This window comes from Alteromonas sp. KUL42, assembly GCF_006538325.1.
Lineage (GTDB): Bacteria > Pseudomonadota > Gammaproteobacteria > Enterobacterales > Alteromonadaceae > Alteromonas.
Genome location: NZ_BJKK01000009.1, coordinates 152,814 through 172,462, shown reverse-complemented (window position 1 = coordinate 172,462; position 19,649 = coordinate 152,814). Strand labels below are relative to the sequence as shown.

10 protein-coding genes are annotated in these 19,649 nt (G+C 43.0%); 4 read left to right on the top strand and 6 right to left on the bottom strand.

Annotated elements, in window-relative coordinates; translation table 11 throughout:
* Positions 1-129 precede the first annotated feature (129 nt).
* Complete coding sequence (locus EYR97_RS13605) at positions 130-1,716, top strand: BNR-4 repeat-containing protein (protein WP_131094928.1); 1,587 nt, start codon at positions 130-132, stop codon at positions 1,714-1,716.
* Between the two features lie 76 nt (positions 1,717-1,792).
* On the top strand, positions 1,793-3,256 hold the full coding sequence (locus EYR97_RS13600; RefSeq protein WP_131094927.1) for a tetratricopeptide repeat protein: 1,464 nt from the start codon (positions 1,793-1,795) through the stop codon (positions 3,254-3,256).
* Positions 3,257-3,394: 138 nt separating this feature from the next.
* On the opposite strand, the gene EYR97_RS13595 is transcribed toward EYR97_RS13600, so the two are convergent.
* The 4 genes from EYR97_RS13595 to EYR97_RS13585 all read right to left on the bottom strand — a co-directional run bounded on the left by EYR97_RS13595 (position 3,395) and on the right by EYR97_RS13585 (position 10,812).
* Positions 3,395-4,852, bottom strand: a complete 1,458-nt coding sequence (locus EYR97_RS13595) for a sulfatase (protein ID WP_131094926.1) — start codon at positions 4,850-4,852, stop codon at positions 3,395-3,397.
* Between the two features lie 230 nt (positions 4,853-5,082).
* Positions 5,083-8,190: a glycoside hydrolase family 2 TIM barrel-domain containing protein gene (locus EYR97_RS13590; protein WP_131094925.1), complete on the bottom strand. Its 3,108-nt coding sequence runs from the start codon at positions 8,188-8,190 to the stop codon at positions 5,083-5,085.
* A gap of 53 nt (positions 8,191-8,243) precedes the next feature.
* Positions 8,244-8,861, bottom strand: a complete 618-nt coding sequence (locus tag EYR97_RS22440) for a heparin lyase I family protein (protein WP_242635081.1) — start codon at positions 8,859-8,861, stop codon at positions 8,244-8,246.
* On the bottom strand, positions 8,836-10,812 hold the full coding sequence (locus EYR97_RS13585; RefSeq protein ID WP_242635080.1) for a BNR-4 repeat-containing protein: 1,977 nt from the start codon (positions 10,810-10,812) through the stop codon (positions 8,836-8,838). The genes EYR97_RS22440 and EYR97_RS13585 overlap by 26 nt, the downstream gene beginning before the upstream one ends.
* 178 nt (positions 10,813-10,990) lie before the next feature.
* On the opposite strand from EYR97_RS13585, the gene EYR97_RS13580 reads away from it, so the two are divergent.
* Both EYR97_RS13580 and EYR97_RS13575 read left to right on the top strand, forming a co-directional pair.
* Positions 10,991-14,257 (top strand): glycosyl hydrolase, encoded by a 3,267-nt coding sequence (locus EYR97_RS13580; protein WP_242635079.1) that lies wholly within the window; start codon positions 10,991-10,993, stop codon positions 14,255-14,257.
* Positions 14,258-14,373: 116 nt separating this feature from the next.
* Complete coding sequence (locus EYR97_RS13575; protein ID WP_131094924.1) at positions 14,374-16,944, top strand: heparinase II/III family protein; 2,571 nt, start codon at positions 14,374-14,376, stop codon at positions 16,942-16,944.
* Between the two features lie 161 nt (positions 16,945-17,105).
* On the opposite strand, the gene EYR97_RS13570 is transcribed toward EYR97_RS13575, so the two are convergent.
* Positions 17,106-18,251, bottom strand: a complete 1,146-nt coding sequence (locus EYR97_RS13570) for a DUF1501 domain-containing protein (RefSeq protein ID WP_131094923.1) — start codon at positions 18,249-18,251, stop codon at positions 17,106-17,108.
* 2 nt (positions 18,252-18,253) lie between these two features.
* Entirely contained in the window at positions 18,254-19,552 is a 1,299-nt protein-coding gene (locus EYR97_RS13565; RefSeq protein ID WP_131094922.1) for a DUF1800 family protein, read from the bottom strand.
* Between the last annotated feature and the right edge of the window lie 97 nt (positions 19,553-19,649).

Sequence of the window (19,649 nt, the reverse complement as noted above, 5' to 3'; positions counted from 1 at the left end):
ATCTGGTCTAATATCAGCCCATCTGGGAAGTTTTTTTTTGACATTCTTATGACTGTATTTGGTTATTTTTGAGTGAAAATGGTTTTAATTAAATGTACACTGCTTGTAAGTGTATAGCGAGTAAATCCGATGAATTTGAAACAAAAAATACGTGGCTTAGCGCAGAGAACAAGCGCACCTGTAAAAGCTTTTGCCGTGCTTTCAATATTAACAGCTTGTGCATCGAGCGATACTGTAGGCTTATCTTCAAATGCAAACAAAGCAAGTGCAGTATTTCTAGAGAGCAGTACAAAAATAACAGATGGCGCGCTCCATTTTGATGGTAAAAAGCTCAATCACAAAACCTTCGAAAACCCTTCGACAGGGCCCGAGTACGATTACTTTTTTGGAAGAAATATTTCAGCTCATGGCGATGCGGTCAAACCCTATAAGCACTACGTTTTCATGACGTGGTACAAGGGCGGAAAAGAAGAACGCAATGTTATGCTCTCTAGGTTTAACACTAAAACGGGCGTTGTAAAAACTGTTCAGTTTCCCCATCGACACACAGGGTTTCGAGGAAATCCGTTAGTAGGGGAGTCACATAACACGATAGGGTTAGCCGTGAGCCCGAAAAATGGCACTATTCATATGGTTTACGACATGCATGCCTATGTCGACGATGATGCAAATGGCAGGTTCAAAGGACGGTTTGTTAACGACTTTTTCCGCTACTCTCATTCTGTGATAGGTGCAGCAGATGTACCGGATGACGAATTTACATTAGAACAGTTTGTAAAAGATACCAGTGAAGTGAGTCAGGGCGCCGATGACTACAAACATTTGACCATGACCGGTAACTTAGCAGATAAAGAGAATTTTTCTGCGCTGACGTACCCTAAATTCTACACAAGTAAAGATGGCGAGCTTTTGCATTACATGCGCTGGGGTGGCAATAACAATGGTGCTTACTATTTCAATAAGTACGACGCCGAAAAACAAGAGTGGACTCGTTTTACGCCTTTCAATCATAAAGACCAAAAAACACATGGTAATGCGTACAACTGGGGCTTATATGGCCAAATGAAGTACATAAACGGTAAGTTACGCGTAGGCTTTCAGCAGCGTAGTGCGAATAATAATGACCGTTATAAGTACCAAAATGGCGTTTACTACGCATACTCTGATCACCCAGATGGTTTAGGAGATTGGAAAAATGTAGATGGTGAAAACATGACCTGGCCGTTGGTTGACTCTGATGAAATTAAGATCTTTGAGCCGGGCGATTACATTGATCACCAAGAACCCAATTCTGTTCATATAGTTCGAGGGTTCGATTGGACGGTTACTGAAAACGAAGACCTTCATTTTATTACTCACGTTAGGTCTACAAATACCAAGCGAAGTGATTACAAAGAGGTGTCGATACACGCCTTTAAACCAGCCAACGCTAAAGACTTCACGGTTACGACTGACTTTACTGGTGCCGACTCTATCTATACATCGGGTGATAGTATTTTCATTATTGGGCTTAAGAATGGCTACCCGTTTGTTGAAAAGGCGAAAGGTGGAACGAACGATTTTGAAGTGGTTTATCAGCAAACATCGGGAGTGAAATTTGACCACGGCACTATTCATATTGAAAACGGCAAAGCGTACTATTATTTAATGGAGAAAGGGGCTGGAAACTCGCTGCCGCTTCATCTGCAAGTTATCGATTTGGGTGTTTCTAGGTAATTTGAAGCTTGATCAATGTGTCATGGCATTACCTAGAATAGTGTAGCGCCAAACGTTACACAAACGGAGAATCAGTATGAGTTGCTTTAAAAAATGCTTGGCCGCTTTATTGGCAGGTGCTTTGAGCTTCAATAGTTTTGCTGTGAATGTGTTAAAAGCTAATACAGAGTTTAAAAAAGGGAATTACGCGGTTGCGTTACCTTTATATGAAGAAGGCGCGAAGCTAGGAAATGCTCATGCTCAGTATCAATTAGGTATTATGTATTTAAAAGGTTTAGGTGTTGAACCTAATGTCGCTTCATCTCTCATTTATTTGTCTTTGGCGGCTGAGCAGCGCTACCACAATGCTCAAAGTATTATCGAGCAAATGCGCTCATCGTTAGATGAACAGGAGCTTTCTCTGCTGGATAACGCCATAAAGGAACAGCGAGTTGTTCATCAAAACTATCAGCACCAGTTTTTACCAGAGCTGAATCAAAATAACATTGATAAGAAAGTAGCTTTCGATGGAGAGAATGCGTTAACGCAAAAAGTGTATTTTGAAGAATTGGTCGAGTTTCAAAACTTCGATGATGATTTTCAAAATTCCGGTAGTGGGCTTGACGATTTGGACGATGATGTCTCATTAGATACAGCAATTGTTGTTAGTAATCCCGGCTTCTTGGTGGTAGAAAACGATGTGGCTTGCGACGGCTCTGTGCGGTTCGTTCGCGAAATTCAAAAGTCTGGAAATACGAGACGTTTTCTCGACGCTTATAAGCTATTCCCGCTAGGACAGCCTAAACTAGGTGGTGAGTCGACTGAGTTTGTCCATCGAGCATATTTAGGAGCGGCGGTTAATGATCAATTTTATCTCAACGATAACCTGCCTCAATTATACAAAGAGACGCGCCGTGTCTTACGCGCCGCAAAAAAAGAACCAACACTTGAGTCACTTTACGAATATGCTATGGCGATGATCATTTTTCCTTGGATGGAGAGTGAAGGCAACGGAGCTGAAAAATTGCTTAAGCAGCTTGCCGAAAAAGGGCATCCAGGAGCTATGTATGAATATGGCTTACAGTTGTACATTAAGCAAAAAGACATAGCTGAAGCAATAAAGTGGATAGCTCAAGCGAGTAAATATGGTCTTTCTCGAGCAGAATATCGTTTGGGTAAACTTTTACTTTCCAGTCCTTGGGTAATTAATGACGAGAAAAAAGCGCTGTTTTGGTTTGAATCAGCTGCACAGAAGGGGGATGAAGCAGCAGCCCTCCATGTAGCAAAGATAAAGCTGACAACAAAAAACAAAACGTTAATAGATGTTACTGGCGCGATACAGTATTTGGACGCTATTTCAAGTTCTCAAAACCTAAATCCAGAATATCAATATTTGCTTTCTATCTCTTATAGACTGCGCCCACAGCGTGACTTCAAAAAATCAGTTGAGCTGTTAGAAAAAGCTATCTCAATGGGAATGCGCACCAACTGGGACACTTCCGAATGGCAGGCTTTGCTAGCCAAAATGCTACAAGGCAATATCACGGTAACAGACTTTTAACTGAAGTAAGGTGAGTGATGATCGGCTAGGCCCTTCTGAGTAGAGAGGGCCTTTTCGACATTCCCGAGAATCTATTCCATGAAAATATCCACTCGTTCATCGAAACAATTTTTTAATGACCGCTGATAAATCAGACTGCTAGTTAACCAACACTTTGTTAATTAGCTGCTGATTTAGTACAGGATCATATTCAGGGTTGAGTTTGGTGGGAATATCTGCATCCGTTTGCTGTTGCCATGCTTTGAGTTTTGCTTTTAATTCTGCAAGCTTCTGCGGATTCCTGTTCGCTAAATTATTCTTCTCTGCTAAATCATTTTCCAAGTTATACAGTTCAAACTCGTTGTTTTCGAAGTATTGGATTAGCTTCCAGTCGCCACTTCTTATGGCACTTCCTGGACGTGTTCTAAATAACGGGTCTTGACCTTGGTCAGTAGATGCATGGTGTGCTTGAAGATACACTGGAAAGTGCCAAAACAAATCGCGTTCTGCAATGTTACCTTTGCCTAATAAGTACCTACTTAAATCAACACCGTCCAAGACTTGATTTGGTAATTCCGCTTTCGCTAAGTTAACCAAAGTGGGATAAAAGTCGGCATTAATTACAGGTGTATGATCAAGGCCTGGTTTAATTTTTCCTGGCCAACTCACTATAAGCGGTACGCGTATACCACCGTCATAATAAGAACCTTTACCGCCACGAAGCGGCGAAGGAAAAGACGACATACGATAACCACCGTTGTCAGATGTGAAAATAACCAAGGTGCTATCGGCTAAGCCCTCAGATGATAACGTGTTAAGAATTCGGCCGACATTCTCATCCATATGCTCAACCATAGCAGCGTAAGTCGCTTGTTTTGCGTCATTAATTCCCTTTTTACGATACTTGTCTACCTTATCAACAACGGCTTGATAGGGAGTGTGGACAGTATAATAAGGAATATAGGCAAAAAATGGCTGGTCTTTGCTTGATTTAACCCATTCAATCACTTCGTTTGTTAAACGCTCGGTCAAATACTCGCCTTTGGGGCCATCTTTAATGTTAGGTAAGTCATAAGGACTAAAATAATTGAAGGTCATACCTTGGTGACTACCAGCAACATTAACATCAAAACCTTGTTCATCAGGGTCGGGGCCTAAGTGCCACTTGCCAAAAGAACCCGTTGTGTAGCCAACAGTTTTTAGTGATTCTGCGATCGTAATAACATCTGTGCTTATACCACGTTTGTTTTTTATTGGAATTAACTTACGTGTTTTTGCATCGCCGCGGGTAGATGGGGAGACGGTATAAACACCGTGACGTGGCCCATACTGACCTGACATTAATACCGCACGACTCGGCGCACAGTTAGCGGCGCCAGCATAGGCTTGGTCAAAAACCAAACCTTGCTGCGCTAACACGTCGACATTCGGGGTTTCAAAGTAACTTGAGGTTTGGTTGTATCCTACGTCAGACCAGCCAAGATCGTCCACCACGATCATAATGATATTAGGTTTGCCATATTTTTTATTATTGGCAGCGTTCGATGGCTCAGCGCTGTTAACCCAAACAGTTATTGAAAAGAAAATAAAAGCTAATAATGAATATCTAAATTGCATTGTGGTCACTCACTTTTTTACTTATATATTTATTGCATTCGAAATTATGACTGCTGTGTTTTAGCGAATACGCTGCTCGTTAAATTAGTGAAGTCCTACGCATTATTTCTCCACTAAAACATAGGTGGTGATAAATATTGTGTCCCTTGTTGAAGGCTATAGACCATCAGAACAGTTTGTGATTGTATTGGAACACGTTTACTCAAGGGTAAACTGGTCAATATTAGGACCTACTCAAGGGTAAACTGGTCAATATTAGGACCGCTTTCACCAACGGTTCTAAATTCTATATGGTTGGCACCTTTTACTAGCGTGAAGCTTACTGCTTGTTCGTCCCACTTACTGTCCCAACTCCCGGTAGGCTCAAATTCGACCATAGCCGCTTTCTTATCATTTACATAGATAGCAATAGGCCGTTGTGAGCTCTCGTCGTTGTGCGTGTAACGGAAAACAGCAGTGTATACGCCCTCAGCACCGTCGTTCTCGTGGTACCAATACATTGTGCCTTCTTCGTCGTTAAATGTTCCATAAGCCCCTCCGTGGACTCCATGAGCGCCGCGCACTGCAGCGGCGCCTTGGCCATATTCAGCGTCTTCGCCCTGTAATGATAAGCCGCGACCTACCCACATATCGGCTGAGCTTTCATCGCCCCAGAAAAGGCCCACACCCTGTCCGAATTGTTGCTTCATTTGAAAGGCAAGTCGGCCATTGATAACCACATTCGCGTATACTGTGTCACCATTGTTCACTGCGAAAGGGGTAAGATAAGGTTTCATTTCTTCTTCATTGGGAGTGTTCACGCTATAGCGAACTTGAATTTGTTGAGACGCGATATTTGCAGTTTCAGTGATAGCAATGGTTTGGACATCAATAGCCACCTTGTTCGAGAGCCTTAACGCTTCGTCACCCACGATAGCAGCTATAGTGACAAATTCGCGAGCATCAGGATAAGCAACTTCAACAAACGCTCTATTTTTTCCCATAAATAAATGTCTGTAATTAGATTTAACACGATTGGTGTGTTCGTAAGGAGAGCCGTTTTCAAGTGCTTTTACTTTTAATCCTTCACTAAAGTGATAATAGGTCTTATGACTCCCATAGGGGTAAAAGTTGTTATCCTTATCTACGGTTTCAGTAGTGATTACTTTCGCAGTATTGAAACCATCTTCAGCGGTATAAGTGTCTATGCTGTGTCTTAGACCAACAGGTGAGCCAGCGGTTTTAATTTCTTTCTCTAAGACCTTTTTACCGTTCATATAACCCACTGCGCGTATTAAACCCGGCGTCCAAGGTACGAACCATTCTGCTTGCATCTCATCGGCTTGTTTTCCCGGTTTATCACGGCCAAGGGATTTACCATTTAGAAATAGCTCGACTTCATCGAGATTAGAATAAACCCATACTGGCACCAACGTACCTTCCTTCATCGTTGGATGTGTCCAACTAGGGAGAATATGAAGTGAAGGTTCATCTAGCCATTGGCTTCGATAAAAGTGGAAAAGGTCTTTCTTAAAGCCTGCCAAATCCAGTGCGCCACCCATAAAAGCAATGTAAGGCCAACCTCCGTGTGCTAACCCAGCTTCTCCATGGTAGTCGAAGCCGGTCCAACGAAAGTGCCCCGCGTGGTGAGGCAAGTCACGTGCAAGCTCCCAGTTTTTACGCGCATTAATCCGAACTGTTGCGTTATCGTAAGACGAGTTAAGATGCTGTTTTTGATTCGACCACTCTTTGGGATCTTTCCAATCGTAAAAGAAAATTTCCTTCTCTGTGATATCAGGTAACTCGAACGTGTCTCCCTTAGGACCGTCCCGCCACCATGTTTGGGTACGATAGTATCCACGAGTTTGCCACGTGTGAGGGGCTTCCGTTGATACGAAAGGGCGATCAAACCGTCGTTCGAAGAAGCTCATGTTTTCTGACCCTCCGTTAATACCTATTACGTCGAGTCCCTCTTTATTGGTAGAACCAGAGGTAACAAGTCGAGTTGGGTCATGTTTTTTCACAGCAGCAGCAAGCTCAGTAACAATGTCACCGTGAGTCTCATTACCTACACTGTAAATAATGATTGAAGGGTGATTTCTATTGCGTGTAACCCACTCGGTTAAGTCTCTCTCCCACCACTCATCGAAATGATATCGGCCGTAGTCGTGACGTGCTTTTTGCTTCCATCCGTCAAATACTTCATCCATCACCATTATACCTAGCTCGTCACACAGCTCATAAAACATGGTGGGGTAGGGATTATGCCCAGTACGAATGGCGTTAACGCCCATTTCTTTTAGAAGGTTTAGTTTCCATCGTAGAAGCGGTTTCGTCCAAGCGCCTCCAACAGGGCCACCTTCATAATGTTCGGCAACGCCTTTAATATTGATATTTTCGCCGTTTATCCAAAAGCCCTTATCTGTTTTCCATTCGATATCTCGAACGCCAAATTTTGCTATTTGAGAGTCAATGACGTTTCCGTTATCTAAAAGAGTTAGCGATAACCTATACAAATAAGCATTATGCGGCTTCCAGCGTTTAGCTCCGGACAAGTTGAAAGATAGGGCATACTCCGTCTTTTCATTCTCGACTTTGTTAACTTTTTCAAGCGAGGTGAGGTGCGTTAATATCTTTTCATTATCTTGATCGTAAACAGCGTAATGAAGCTCATACCCAGAAATATTCTGGGTATTGTGACTTAATTCAAAGCTAACGGCGACCTCTGTTTCTTGGCCGACGTGGGGAGTATGGATAAACAACGAGTTATGTTTAATATGGACGGGGTTGAGGATAGCTAGTTTGACTGGTGCATAGATACCGCCTGGGTGATACCATCTGGCTGATGGTTGCAGTTCGTTATCAACTCGCAAGCTAATAACATTGTCTCCCTGATTTAAGTACTTGCTTAACTCATATTGAAAACTAATGTAGCCATACGGTCTTTTTCCGAGGTAATGTCCGTTAATCCACACCTCACTGTTCATATACACGCCGTCAAACTGAATCCAGATGTGTTTATCCTGCCAGCTTGCATCATAGGTGAAATGCTTTCTATACCAAGCTATCCCTCCTCCGTGATAGCCACCTGATTGTCCTTGGGAACCGGTCTTATTTACGCCCTCTTCAAATATATAGTCATGAGGAACGTCTAACTTTTTCCAACCACTATCATTGAAGTTTTCATGTTTATAGATTTCATTGTCATCAAGCGTAAACAGCCAGTCTTCATTAAAGCTTATAATCTGTCTTGTTGCGTTTGTTGCATATACGTTGGCTGCTAGTAGTACGCTAAACAAAGACAAGGCCAAAAGCAAAAAGCGCGTCAGGCGGTTATTATTTAAAACATTGCGCGTCATTGTTATGGCCCGTTTTTTAAGCTATATGAAAATTATATTGTTACCTGAAATGCTTACTTAGATAGCCGAGGCGCTACATCCTCATAAGTGGCGTCAGTTGAATCAGTCATCCGAATCTCATCTAGGTATAAATAATGATCGCTCTGCATTCCGCTCAAATCACCGTTAAAATACATTCCCCACGATGGATAAATGCCTTTGTCATCGTTATAGCCAAATCGAATGTTTTGTTTATCTAATACCTTTTTGCCATCAACCCAAAGCTCTAGAAAACCGGTGCTAACTTGTGTGTAGTCAACTTTGGCGTGAAGAACGAAGTCGACCCAACGGTCTAGATAATCTTGTTTGTTACTCGGTACTTCAAAATGAGCAGTTCCATCACCATGTCGGCTAGGGCTTAGTTCGTGAGGGTCCCATTTCCAAGCCCCTCGCATGCCCTCTGGAGTGAGCGTCAAGGAAAAAGGTGGGTTTCGGGAATGCTCTTTTAATCGTTTGTCGGCGCTACCGTGAATCTGAAAAAACAACCAATCGTTCGGTTCATTGCGCGTGCCTTCGCTAGGAAAATAGAAACTAAAGCCGTACCATGCTTCAGCGCCTAAAACTTTGCTGGTTTTAAAGCCATGAAACATCGCTTTTCTATCTACGTTATCGATTTTTTTGAGGGTCTCCATTATAAGAAGCTGGCGTTTTATGCTTCCAATACAATTTTGCTGAGTAGTCACCGCTGCGAACAATACTTTGTTCTAGCGAAAACGCGGAGTCAGTTTGTAGTTGGTTAAACATGAAATTTTTCGCGAGCGAGTTGTCTAGGCCAGGTGTAAAACCGCGAGGAGAGGCCGCATTCCAGCCTCCATTTTCAAACGATTCATGAAACAATGTTGCGTCAGTTGCGCCGTCGACACCAGTCGAAGCGAGCTGACCCGGTCGCTGAAACTCACCATCATGCCAAAGGTATAAGCGTTGGGCTGCCCCTTTTTTAATATTTAAAATAACACCTATATTTAGTCCAGCATCATCTTTGATTGCTTCCATCTGTATACGCGTATTATCAAGTGCCAAATGGGCATTGACGACTTTCCAGTCAGTACCGTTTGAACTTTCCACTGTGGAAAAATAGGTTGTGCCATTTGCGTCGCGATACACAGTAACAGCGGTGTGTTTACCTGATGGCGTGCCTAAAACTACCAAATCGAGAATATTAGAAATTGACTTGTTTTCTTCATCTTTTAGCGTTCTGTTTACCGTACCTGGCATAGGTAAACTATGTTGCCATTGACCGTTGTTAAAGGCTGCCATTCGCCACTCGCGGTAAGCCTTAGTGCGAGCCTCATAAGCTACTGCTGGCTGACCACTTTTTAAAATGACTGGAGAAGTACCAAATGGCGTTTCCTCTTTATCTGTTGAATTGAAAGCCAGCATCTTGTCGTTCGCCACATTAATTGTGACCGGAAGGTCAATGTTTTCACCTTGAGCGTTATAGAAAAGCCCACTGGTTGTGTCTAAACGCATGTAATAGGCGTTGATACGGGCATAGGTTTCTTTATCGTGAATTTCTAAGAAGTTACATTCGTGCCAAAGAAAGCTAATGGCTATCTCGGTATCTGAGATTTTAAGCGGGTTGATGTAAAACGTATCAACATTAATGGGCTCGTCTGATTGAGGCGTTGGCCAGGTAATAATAACAGGCTTCTCAAAACGTTTAGTTCCGGCAGGCATCTTATAATAGACCCATGGGGACTTATGAGTTCCAGCCCGCGTAAATAAGTAGATATCGCCATTGCCCATCTTATAGCTTTTAGTGTATGACGCAAAAGGCGTAATATCATCTACGTATTTGAACTCGCTAATGTCATAAGGTTTTTTAGATACAACATGCAGCATTCTACCGCCAGCGTGAGGCGTGTCTATTGAAAGCGGATTTAGTCCATCCTCACGTTCTCCACCATGCCCGCCATAGACTATGTGTAGGTAGCCTTGCGTATCCATTTCTATGATTGGCCTGCCGTGACTATCAATCTTTCTATCGCCTTTTGATAAGGTACTTTCGGCGACTTTGAAAGGTCCTTTCCATTCTTGGGTTACAAGATTATAGCTGGCGACGTATGGGTCAGTTAACTTCCCTTGATAGGTGATATATAGCGTATCCCCATCAAGGTATTGCCATCCGCGATGAGGGTTTCCAGGCAAATTTTCAGTAAAGTGACCTTTTGGTAGCTTTGGTAGAGCATCAGGAAGAGTTTTTTTGGGCCCTAGGTCTTCTTTTACAAGAGGATAAATATTTTCGAATTTCTTTCCCTCTTTGAACCCGTCATAAATTTGTTGATATTCCGGATACTGTCCATAGAGGTATTGATCAACGCGCCATTGCCAGTACTGGTGGCTTGCAGGATCCGAAGGCGCTATTTGTGCTCTTAAGGCTGAAAAAACGTTGTCGGTTTTAGAGTACTTGGCAATGAGAGCAGCTCTTTGAGTGTAGAAGTCATTTTCCGAAATCGTTTCTTTGGGGGTCTCTGTTGGGGCGCAAGCCGCAGTTAAAAAGCTTATTGCCAACCCGAAAGCGGTGGTTTTGAATAAACCAGCACTTTTTAATCTAACTATCGTGGCCTTCTTCTTAATTTTCATTTTATTTTATCTCAATGAGAGTCGTCACCGTTGCCCTATTCTTCTGTTTCAAAGACAGCGATGTTGAGTTACATTCAATCACATGTAATCACAATGTAGCAAAATTAGTCACCATGAATCAAAACCAATTTGTTTTTGTGTTAAAAAATGTCGTTGTGTTATTTTTTTTATAGCAGTTGTGTTTATCGTCACCCCATTGAAAACGCTGGCGCAGTCTATTTTAGAGTCGGAGTTCGCGTCGCCTGAGCCATCCTATCTTCCGAAAACTTGGATGCATGCGATGAACGGCAATATGAGCAAAGAAGGGTTTACCGAGGACTTCAAAGCTATGCGAGATGCAGGCATTGGAGGGGCAATCTTCTTTCATGTCCATAGACGTAACTGGCCATATTCTTCCCGCGGCCCTATTAGATTTGATACTGACGAATTTTATGAACACTTACTTCATGCCGCCGAGCAAGCAGATAAACAAGGTATTGAGTTTGGTATTCACAATTCCGACGGGTGGACGTCGAGCGGTGGTCCATGGGTAACGCCAGAACAGTCAATGAAACGGTTGACGTGGTCAGAGCTAAGTGTAAGTGGTAAGCAAGTCTTAGTCCCCCCTCAGCCCGGATATGCAGAGCAGCTTTATCGTGATGTCGCTGTCATTGCCATACCCAGAGATAATTATGTATCAGACAATCGTTTTAAAAACGCCAAGATCACTACTTCTGACAAAACTCTCGATGCTAGTGTTTTAAAAGATAGCGATTGGGATACTGAACTGACCTTTTCAAAAAATGAAGATGACGTCTATTGGGTACAGGTAGAGGTGGACAAGCCATCTACACTCAGAAGCCTGCAGATAGAGACCCCAAATCGACATGGCGATGCTTCTCTCTGGGTATCGGATGATGGAGAGAACTTTCGCCGCGTTGTAGACAAACTGCGTAGACCAAGAACTGGCGCCAGAATGTGGGCTTTCAGTCCACAATTGGTTACTGATAAGAATGATGGTTTTAATGCCAAGTATTTTCGCGTTGTATTTGATAAACCTATTGCCATCAAGCGTTTCGACTTGTGGTCAACGCCGCGTATGGATAACTGGCTTTCAATGAACTCTATGGAACGAGGAAAGTTAAGCTTAGCACCGAGTATAGCGCCTGATGCCTTGATTAGGCGTGATGACATTGTTGTATTGAATAGAGGAGAACTGCCGCCAGAAGGTGTAAATGTGCCTGATGGTGACTGGCAACTTTTACGTTTTGGATACACCAGCACGGGGGCTTTTAATGTGCCGGCTACGGTGGAAGGAGAAGGTTTAGAAGTTGATAAATTTGATGCCGAAGCCTTGCGTTTTCACTTTGAACAATTTGTTGGAAAAGTGATGGAAGGAGCCAAAGACGCCGGTATCGAATCACTTAAAACGGTCGAGATTGATAGCTACGAAGTGGGTGGGCAAAACTGGACTGATGATATAGCACAAAGTTTTGAACACAAGTTTGGCTATGACTTTATCCCGTGGTTACCTGTTATGACTGGCCGAGTTATTGAGTCGCCTGAACATACGGGAGCTGTTTTACAAGAATTTAGACAGCATCAGTCAGACCTAATGGTAGAAAACTACTTCGGTGAATTTACCCGTTTAGCAAACGAATATGGGCTTGAGTCCTATATTGAGCCTTACGGATGGGGGCCCTTTGACGAACTCGCTGCAGGTGGAAAAGCAGACCGCTTGATGGGTGAATTCTGGGTACGCGAGAAAGAATACAACGGTCGCATTATGGCTGCCATTTCGTCAGCGCATATTTATGGTAAAAAAGTGGTTTCGGCTGAGTCGTTCACATCCATCAATACGGTAAATTGGTATGGACATCCTTACTTCTACAAGCATTACGGTGACGAAATGTGGGCGCGGGGCATCAACGAAACCATGTTTCATCGATTTGCCCATCAACCGAATAACCATATAAAACCTGGCATGACGATGGATTCTATCGGTTCTCATATCGATAGAACTCAAACATGGTGGAAGAATGGCGGCAAAGCGTGGTTTAAATATTTAGCCAGAGGCTCTTATTTACTTCAACAAGGCGTACCAGAGGCAGACTTCCTTGTGCATTTAGGTGATGTGGCGCCTCTTAGAGTGGGTAACGCTAACAACACTTCTGTGCCCAATGGCTACGGCTACGATTACACCAACACAGATGTTTTACTTAACCGCGCAAGTGTAAAAGATGGCATGTTAGTGCTGCCCGAGGGCACCAGCTACAAAGCGTTACATTTGTACAAAACTGAGTATTTACACTTTAAAACGTTGCAGCGCATTGAAGAGCTAGTCGCTGCAGGTGCAACTGTTATTGGCGACAGGCCCAAGCATGTTATTGGTTACAGTGAGTGGGCGTACCAAAATGAGTTCGACCAGATTGTAAAGTCACTATGGGGCGATGAAGAGAATAATGCACCTCGATTAAATCGCTACAAAAAAGGGGTCGTTAGTAGCTATTCGTTAGACGAATCAATCGACGTATTGGAGATGGAGGCTGATTTCGAAATTAATGGCGAACCAGCACAATTTTTTGCGCACAGACGAATTGGGCCAAACGATCTTTATTATTTCTACAATGACGACCCTGAATTCAAACGTGTCGAAATAAGTCTACGTGAGGGAAAGGGGACGCCGGAAATATGGAATGTGGATGATGGCACCATAGAGAAAATTAAAGACTTCCAAATAAACAACTCTCGACTCACAGCTAAGCTTTCTTTAGAGCCATTTGCATCTAGGTTTATTTTTATTCGACGTGATGATGAAAGCCCAATATATAAAGGCAATCATAGTTCAAAGATCGATGATATTTACGTACGAAAGAGTGAGCATGAGACTATTTACACATTCAGCAGACCATGGCTTGTCAAATTTGATCAAGCATGGGCAGGGCCAGGCGAGGTTACGTTTGATGAACTTATAGATTGGACAGATAGTGACATCGATGGCATTAAGTATTATTCCGGTACAGCCCAATATCAAACTACTTTTCAATTAGACCGCGATCGATTAGTAAAAACGGGTCCAGCATATTTGGATTTGGGAAACGTACAACAAATTGCTGAGGTTACAGTGAACGGTCAAGAATTCGAAACCTTGTGGAAGCCTCCTTTTGTTCTAAATATTCAAAGCGCATTAAAGTCCGGTGGTAATACGCTTAAAATTTCGGTGACAAATACGTGGGTAAACCGACTTATTGGGGATGAAGCATATCCAGACACCAGCGGTTATTCGATGACTGGCGATACTGTGCCCTGGCTGGTCGAAAATAGACCTCCACCTCAAAGTCAGCGTGTCACTTTCACTGGATTCAATTTCTTTGTTAAACAACCGAAAAAGCTGCAACCATCTGGCTTGATTGGACCTGTAAGGCTTCTAAAGATGAAAAAAACGTTTGGTGAAGAAATTCACTAGAGCCAGTCGTGCATCGGCTTGTTACGTGGTAAATGCAGTTTAATCTGAACGTCATTGTGAAAAGAATTTTTGATTTTTGTACTGAAGCAGCAAGTATTTGTAGAAGAGTATCCTAGATGAAATTAACAATAAAATGGGCAGTATGCCTACTTGTAGTTGTAACCTGCACCGGCGAAGTTAGCGCTCAGAATGTTGTGCGCCCTTCTATTTGGGTGACACCATCCGAAAGACAAACGATATTAAACAAAATTGAGCGCAACGAATGGGCAGAAAAGCTTTTTCTTAGTTTACAAAGCCGTGCTGATGCAGCAACGTCGCTCACATTTGAAGAAAGGCGAGAAAAACTTTTGGACTTACCCTTAGTATGGTCACAAAGTTCGGAAAACAAACAGGCACCGACCTTAGTCACTTACACAAAAGGTTTAGGTAATCAAAGCGACGATAAGCTTAGGTGGGGTTATCCCAGAGAGCCCCAAGAAAAGATGCTTAAAGGCATCCAAGACGCAGTTGACTGCTCAGTGCTTTATTACCTCACCCAACAGGATAAATACGCAACATGCGCAGCTGACATACTAGCCGTCTTTATAAATGCACTTGTGCAAATACCGGTGAATGAAAATGGGTTTATGAATAGCGGGTGGATGTATCAAGACGATCATTTATTGGAGGCAAGATTGGTAGGCGCGCAATTACCTATAATCTATGACTTCGTGTATCCGTTTCTAAAAAATGGCGGGCAAGTCTTAGATGTTGCATCTAATCAGTTGGTGGATTTTGACTTTTCCGCAGCACAAAAAGTGTTCGAAACCTATGTTTATCTGGCACTTAACCGTGGGTTACTTGAGTCAAACTGGCCTGTATTAGAGTCGTCGAGCCTATTACATAACATTCATGCACACGATGACCCACAAAAGGTTGCCGAACTACTACCTTACTATTTAGATAAAAACACTCAGCATCAAGCTTCTTTGGCGATGATTGCCGAGATGTTTAAAGAACCCGGAGATATTTGGCCCGAATCAATTAGCTATTCTAAACACGTAACTTCTTTAAGCGTGTACCTGATGACTTTAATTGACCGTAAGTACCCTCACTACAAAGTGGGTTCTGTCTACAGTAACATCCCTCAGTCATTAACTGCGATGTACAACTTACAGTTTCCTAATGACGGCTATCCTTATTTTGGCGACACAAACCGTTTTATGGATGTTGATTTTCAAGCATATGAAATGGCATTGCAATTGGCTAAACTCAACGACAATCAAGAGCAGATAGCCCAATTTTCAGGTGTGTTGAGGGGAAGTCTTCAAAATGGTGAGTATGATAGAGGCACGTTGCCAGAACGGGACTATTACCCAAGCCCCTATATTTTACCATTAACACTGCTCTGGTCGCGTGATTTACAGGAGTTAGAGCTGCTATCTACAGACAAGTCAACAGTAAAAAAGCCTCTGCGTCCTCGTAGTAGTCAACTGCCTCATGCTGGTCTAACTATTCAACGCAACCGAAGCCAAATAGATCCAGAGAAAAACAGTCTTATGACATGGGTCGGCGGCGGTAGCTACATTCACGGTCATGCTTCAGGCATGGATATGGAGTTATACGGCCAAGGCTACGTGTTAGGCATTGATGGAGGCAAAGGCACCTATCGCACTGACATTCATGAAAACTACTATCGTCTGTTTGCAGCCCATAATACCGTGATTAGTAACGGTGCTTCAGGAAGCCATGGAGGGTGGATTAACATGGGTATTGATCAAGTAAAGACAATTGCAATGGAACCCGCCATTAATATGCAAGGCGTTTCACCCAACCATTCTTTTGCTACCACTGAATTTTATGACGAGTTTAACCTTGTTGCCCCGGCTCAGCATCAACGAACAATGGCGCTCATCCGAGTTAACGACAAACAGGGGTATTACGTTGATATATTTAGAGCCAAATCGAACGCGTCAAAAGAGTTTCACGATTATGTGTATCACAACATTGGCGATACCATGGATGTGGTAAGCAATGGTAAAAAAGTAGAGTTGGCGGCAGAACCAGAAAGGTATCAAGGCTCTGACAAAATAAAGTGGGAAAAACATAAGGCTTACCAGCATCCCGGTTGGCACTTTTTCAAGGATGTGCAAAGCGGTAAGGTGAGTAACCAGAACTTTCAGGTTACTTTTACTGCTAATGAACTTGAGCCGCATCCAATCATCCTGGAGGCATTTATTCCCCAAAATTCAAACATTCAGTTTACTCAGGTCAATGCGCCGCCATCTAGCGCTGCTGCTAAGCCATACAATAAGAAACCATTACCCACATTTTTACTGCGTCGACAAGGCGAAGCTTGGGAAAACCCTTTTACGGTTGTATACGAGCCATATACTCAGAATGGTCGGCAACAAGGGGCTGTACGAAAGGTCGAGCGGCTGATGGATAAAAAGATGTTTAAGGGGTTGAAGGTAACAATCAATGTGGATGGTGAATATCTCCATCAGTATGTGCTTGTGCAAAACGAAGACGATGATGTCTATAATAACCTAGCGCTGGATATACATTTTACTGGTCGCTTTGCCGTGATTACTGTGAACTCGGCAGGTGAATTGTTGAATGCATATATCGGCAAAGGTCACGCTTTGCGTTACCAAGATATCTCGCTAAAAACAGACAAAAACCAAGCTACATTTAAGACGTTTTAGCGAACGGGAGCTTCATGGCGGGCTTTTATTCCATCAGCTCGGTACCGGTACTGTCTAGGTCGCGTGTGTTAAGTAACCAACGTTTACTGCGACCTATTCTTAGCTGATAACGCTCACTATTTTCGAAGCCGCTTTCTGTTCACCCTGCGGCACTTAGAAAATTATTCTCTCTTAAAAAGCTCGCAGTCATATGATGGATGATCAGGAAATATAGCCCTTGCTTGACTCAAGGTAAGTCCAAGGTGTTGTTTTATAGCGGTAGATATCCAAGAAAACGTATTCGTCGTTGGAGCAAGGTCGCGCTTCTCGAAAAGAGCGTCATCTGAAAGCCCAGGCCACGTTCCATGGACCGAGCCTCCTAAATGAGAGCCACCCGCAATAAACATACTGCTGGCTGTGCCATGATCTGTGCCGCCTGTTCCATTTTGTCGCACTGTTCTTCCAAACTCGGACGTGACTAAAACAAGGGTGTTTTTCCAGTCTTTGCCTAATCCTTTCTTTAGTTGCGCGATGCCGTCATCTAATTGCCCTAACACCCTGGATAATCTGGCATTCTGGGCTTTATGGGTATCCCAGCCTCCCGACTCTATCATTACAAACTGAATGTTTGGTTTTGATTGCATTATGTCAGCACATTCACCGCATAATTTAGAAAAAGAGGCAGATGGGCGCTTCTTGCTATCACTCATTAAGGCACTTTTTATTTCTGTGCCAGAGGTCAGCGCTTTGGTTAGCTTTTCGTCATATTGATAAAGCGCAACGAGATCATCGGTTAAGCTGTCTATCGAATTGTCAAAATTGGATGGGTAAAAGTTGCGTCCTCGTGAAGAATCTCTAAATGCCAAAGGGGTTGACTTTGATATTGCAATGCCTTCAGTACCAAGAGTGTCCATAGCGCGACCAAGCCAACCAGATTGAAGGTTAGGAGCCCCTAAACCGCTTTCAAGATAATCTTGACCATCGAAGTGGGAGCGACCTTTATAGCCTGTAGAAGTTGCCACAATACACGATAGTTCTTTGCGCAGGAATAAATCATGCACATTAATTAGCGACGGATGAAGTTTGTATTGATCATCCAATGAAAAAGCGTTTTCAAGCCCAGTCACTAAATCTGGGCGAAGAGAGATGAGGTTCTTCTCAAAAGCTGGAATAATAGTATGTAGGCTGTCAACAGCGCCTCGTTGCAGTATCCATATCACACGCTTTAATGGTTTTGCCTTTTTTACTTCATTAACTGCGTACAATGTTGGAGAGTGAAGCATAATTGCACCGCTCGCTAAGAGCTTTAATAATGCACGTCTTTGCATAGCTATCTCCTCATAAACTCTGGGCTTAAAAATAAAAGAGCAAACGCACGGTCACGACTTTCTGCTCGAGACACTAGTTGTCTCGTGTGTTCGGATAGTGTTGATCCTAATAATTTGCTGGCCAGTTCGGGGATTTCAAACTGTCGGTTTATGCGCAAAGATGAGAGCCAATCGGCTCTTGCCATTAATCCATAGCCACTATTCCAGAAGTCCTCTGAGTCTTCATAACCAGCGGGACTACCTGCTTTGAAAGGTGCTTGGCCCATTTCAGTGAGACTACGGATTGCAAACCCTTCTTTAAGTGAAGTAAGGCCTATCCCTCTGCAAGTAGAGATCAGAAACTCTCTGGGAGTCTTGAATTTATCTAAGGTGTCGAACCAAGAGTGCGGATGAGTAACGAGTGCATGATAAATCGATTTGAAATCACCCTCTGTGTCTAACCAAGTTTGTTCTACATGTTTTAGTAACGTTGGTGAGGGGGTATCACTGACAACATGCTTAACTAACTTTTCGCTGATATGTTTAGCTGTTGCTGGTCGAGCTGCAATATACCTGAGCATGGCTTCACCTTGCTCTTCGTTTTCTTGAGTAAATAACCTGCCCAACAATGACTGTGAACTGGGTTCATGTCCGGCTTTTCTAAAGAAGAAAAGCCCAGCTTTTGTTTTTTCAGGGGCCTGAACACCCCACCCGGAAATACCGTTTGCTAATGCGATAACATCGCTTTGGGTATATCCACCATTTACGCCTAAGGTATGCAATTCAAGTATTTCCCGTGCTAAGTTTTCGTTGAGCCCCTTTCCTTTTTTTCCCAAACGCGAGTTCTTGCCAAATGACTTTTCATTATTCAGGTATACGAGCATAACCGGGTGGCGACAAACAGAAAGCAGCATGTCTGAAAAATTACCTAAGAGATTGGGAGCTATTGCCTCGCGTTCCAATGTTGGTGAAAGCGCTGTCAGATATGCTCCCTGCGCAGTAACGCTAAAGTGATTTGAAAAGAAATCTAGCATTCTCCACATAAACGGCTGCGTGCTACTAATTGCGTTATTGAGCGTCCCAATGGAGAGTCGCTTGTAGGTGGCTTGCCTAAACTTACGAGCCTCGTCTTTTGATTCTTCAGAGTTGTCTTTACGATATCGGTTAAGTGTCAAAGCAATTGATTGAGACGAATTCGTTTTATTTAAATGTATTGGTACTATTTGAGCGACAACATGTCCGACAGGGTCGTCAACTGCTACTTTTAGCTCGACAGGGGTAGCTCCTAGACCAAATCGATTCGTTGCTATTGCGGTCTTCATTTTTTACTCGTCATCACACGCGCTGGCTTATTGAATAAACAATACTACCGATAGGTAAGATTGCTAACTACAGTCATGTAATTTACACACTATTTAC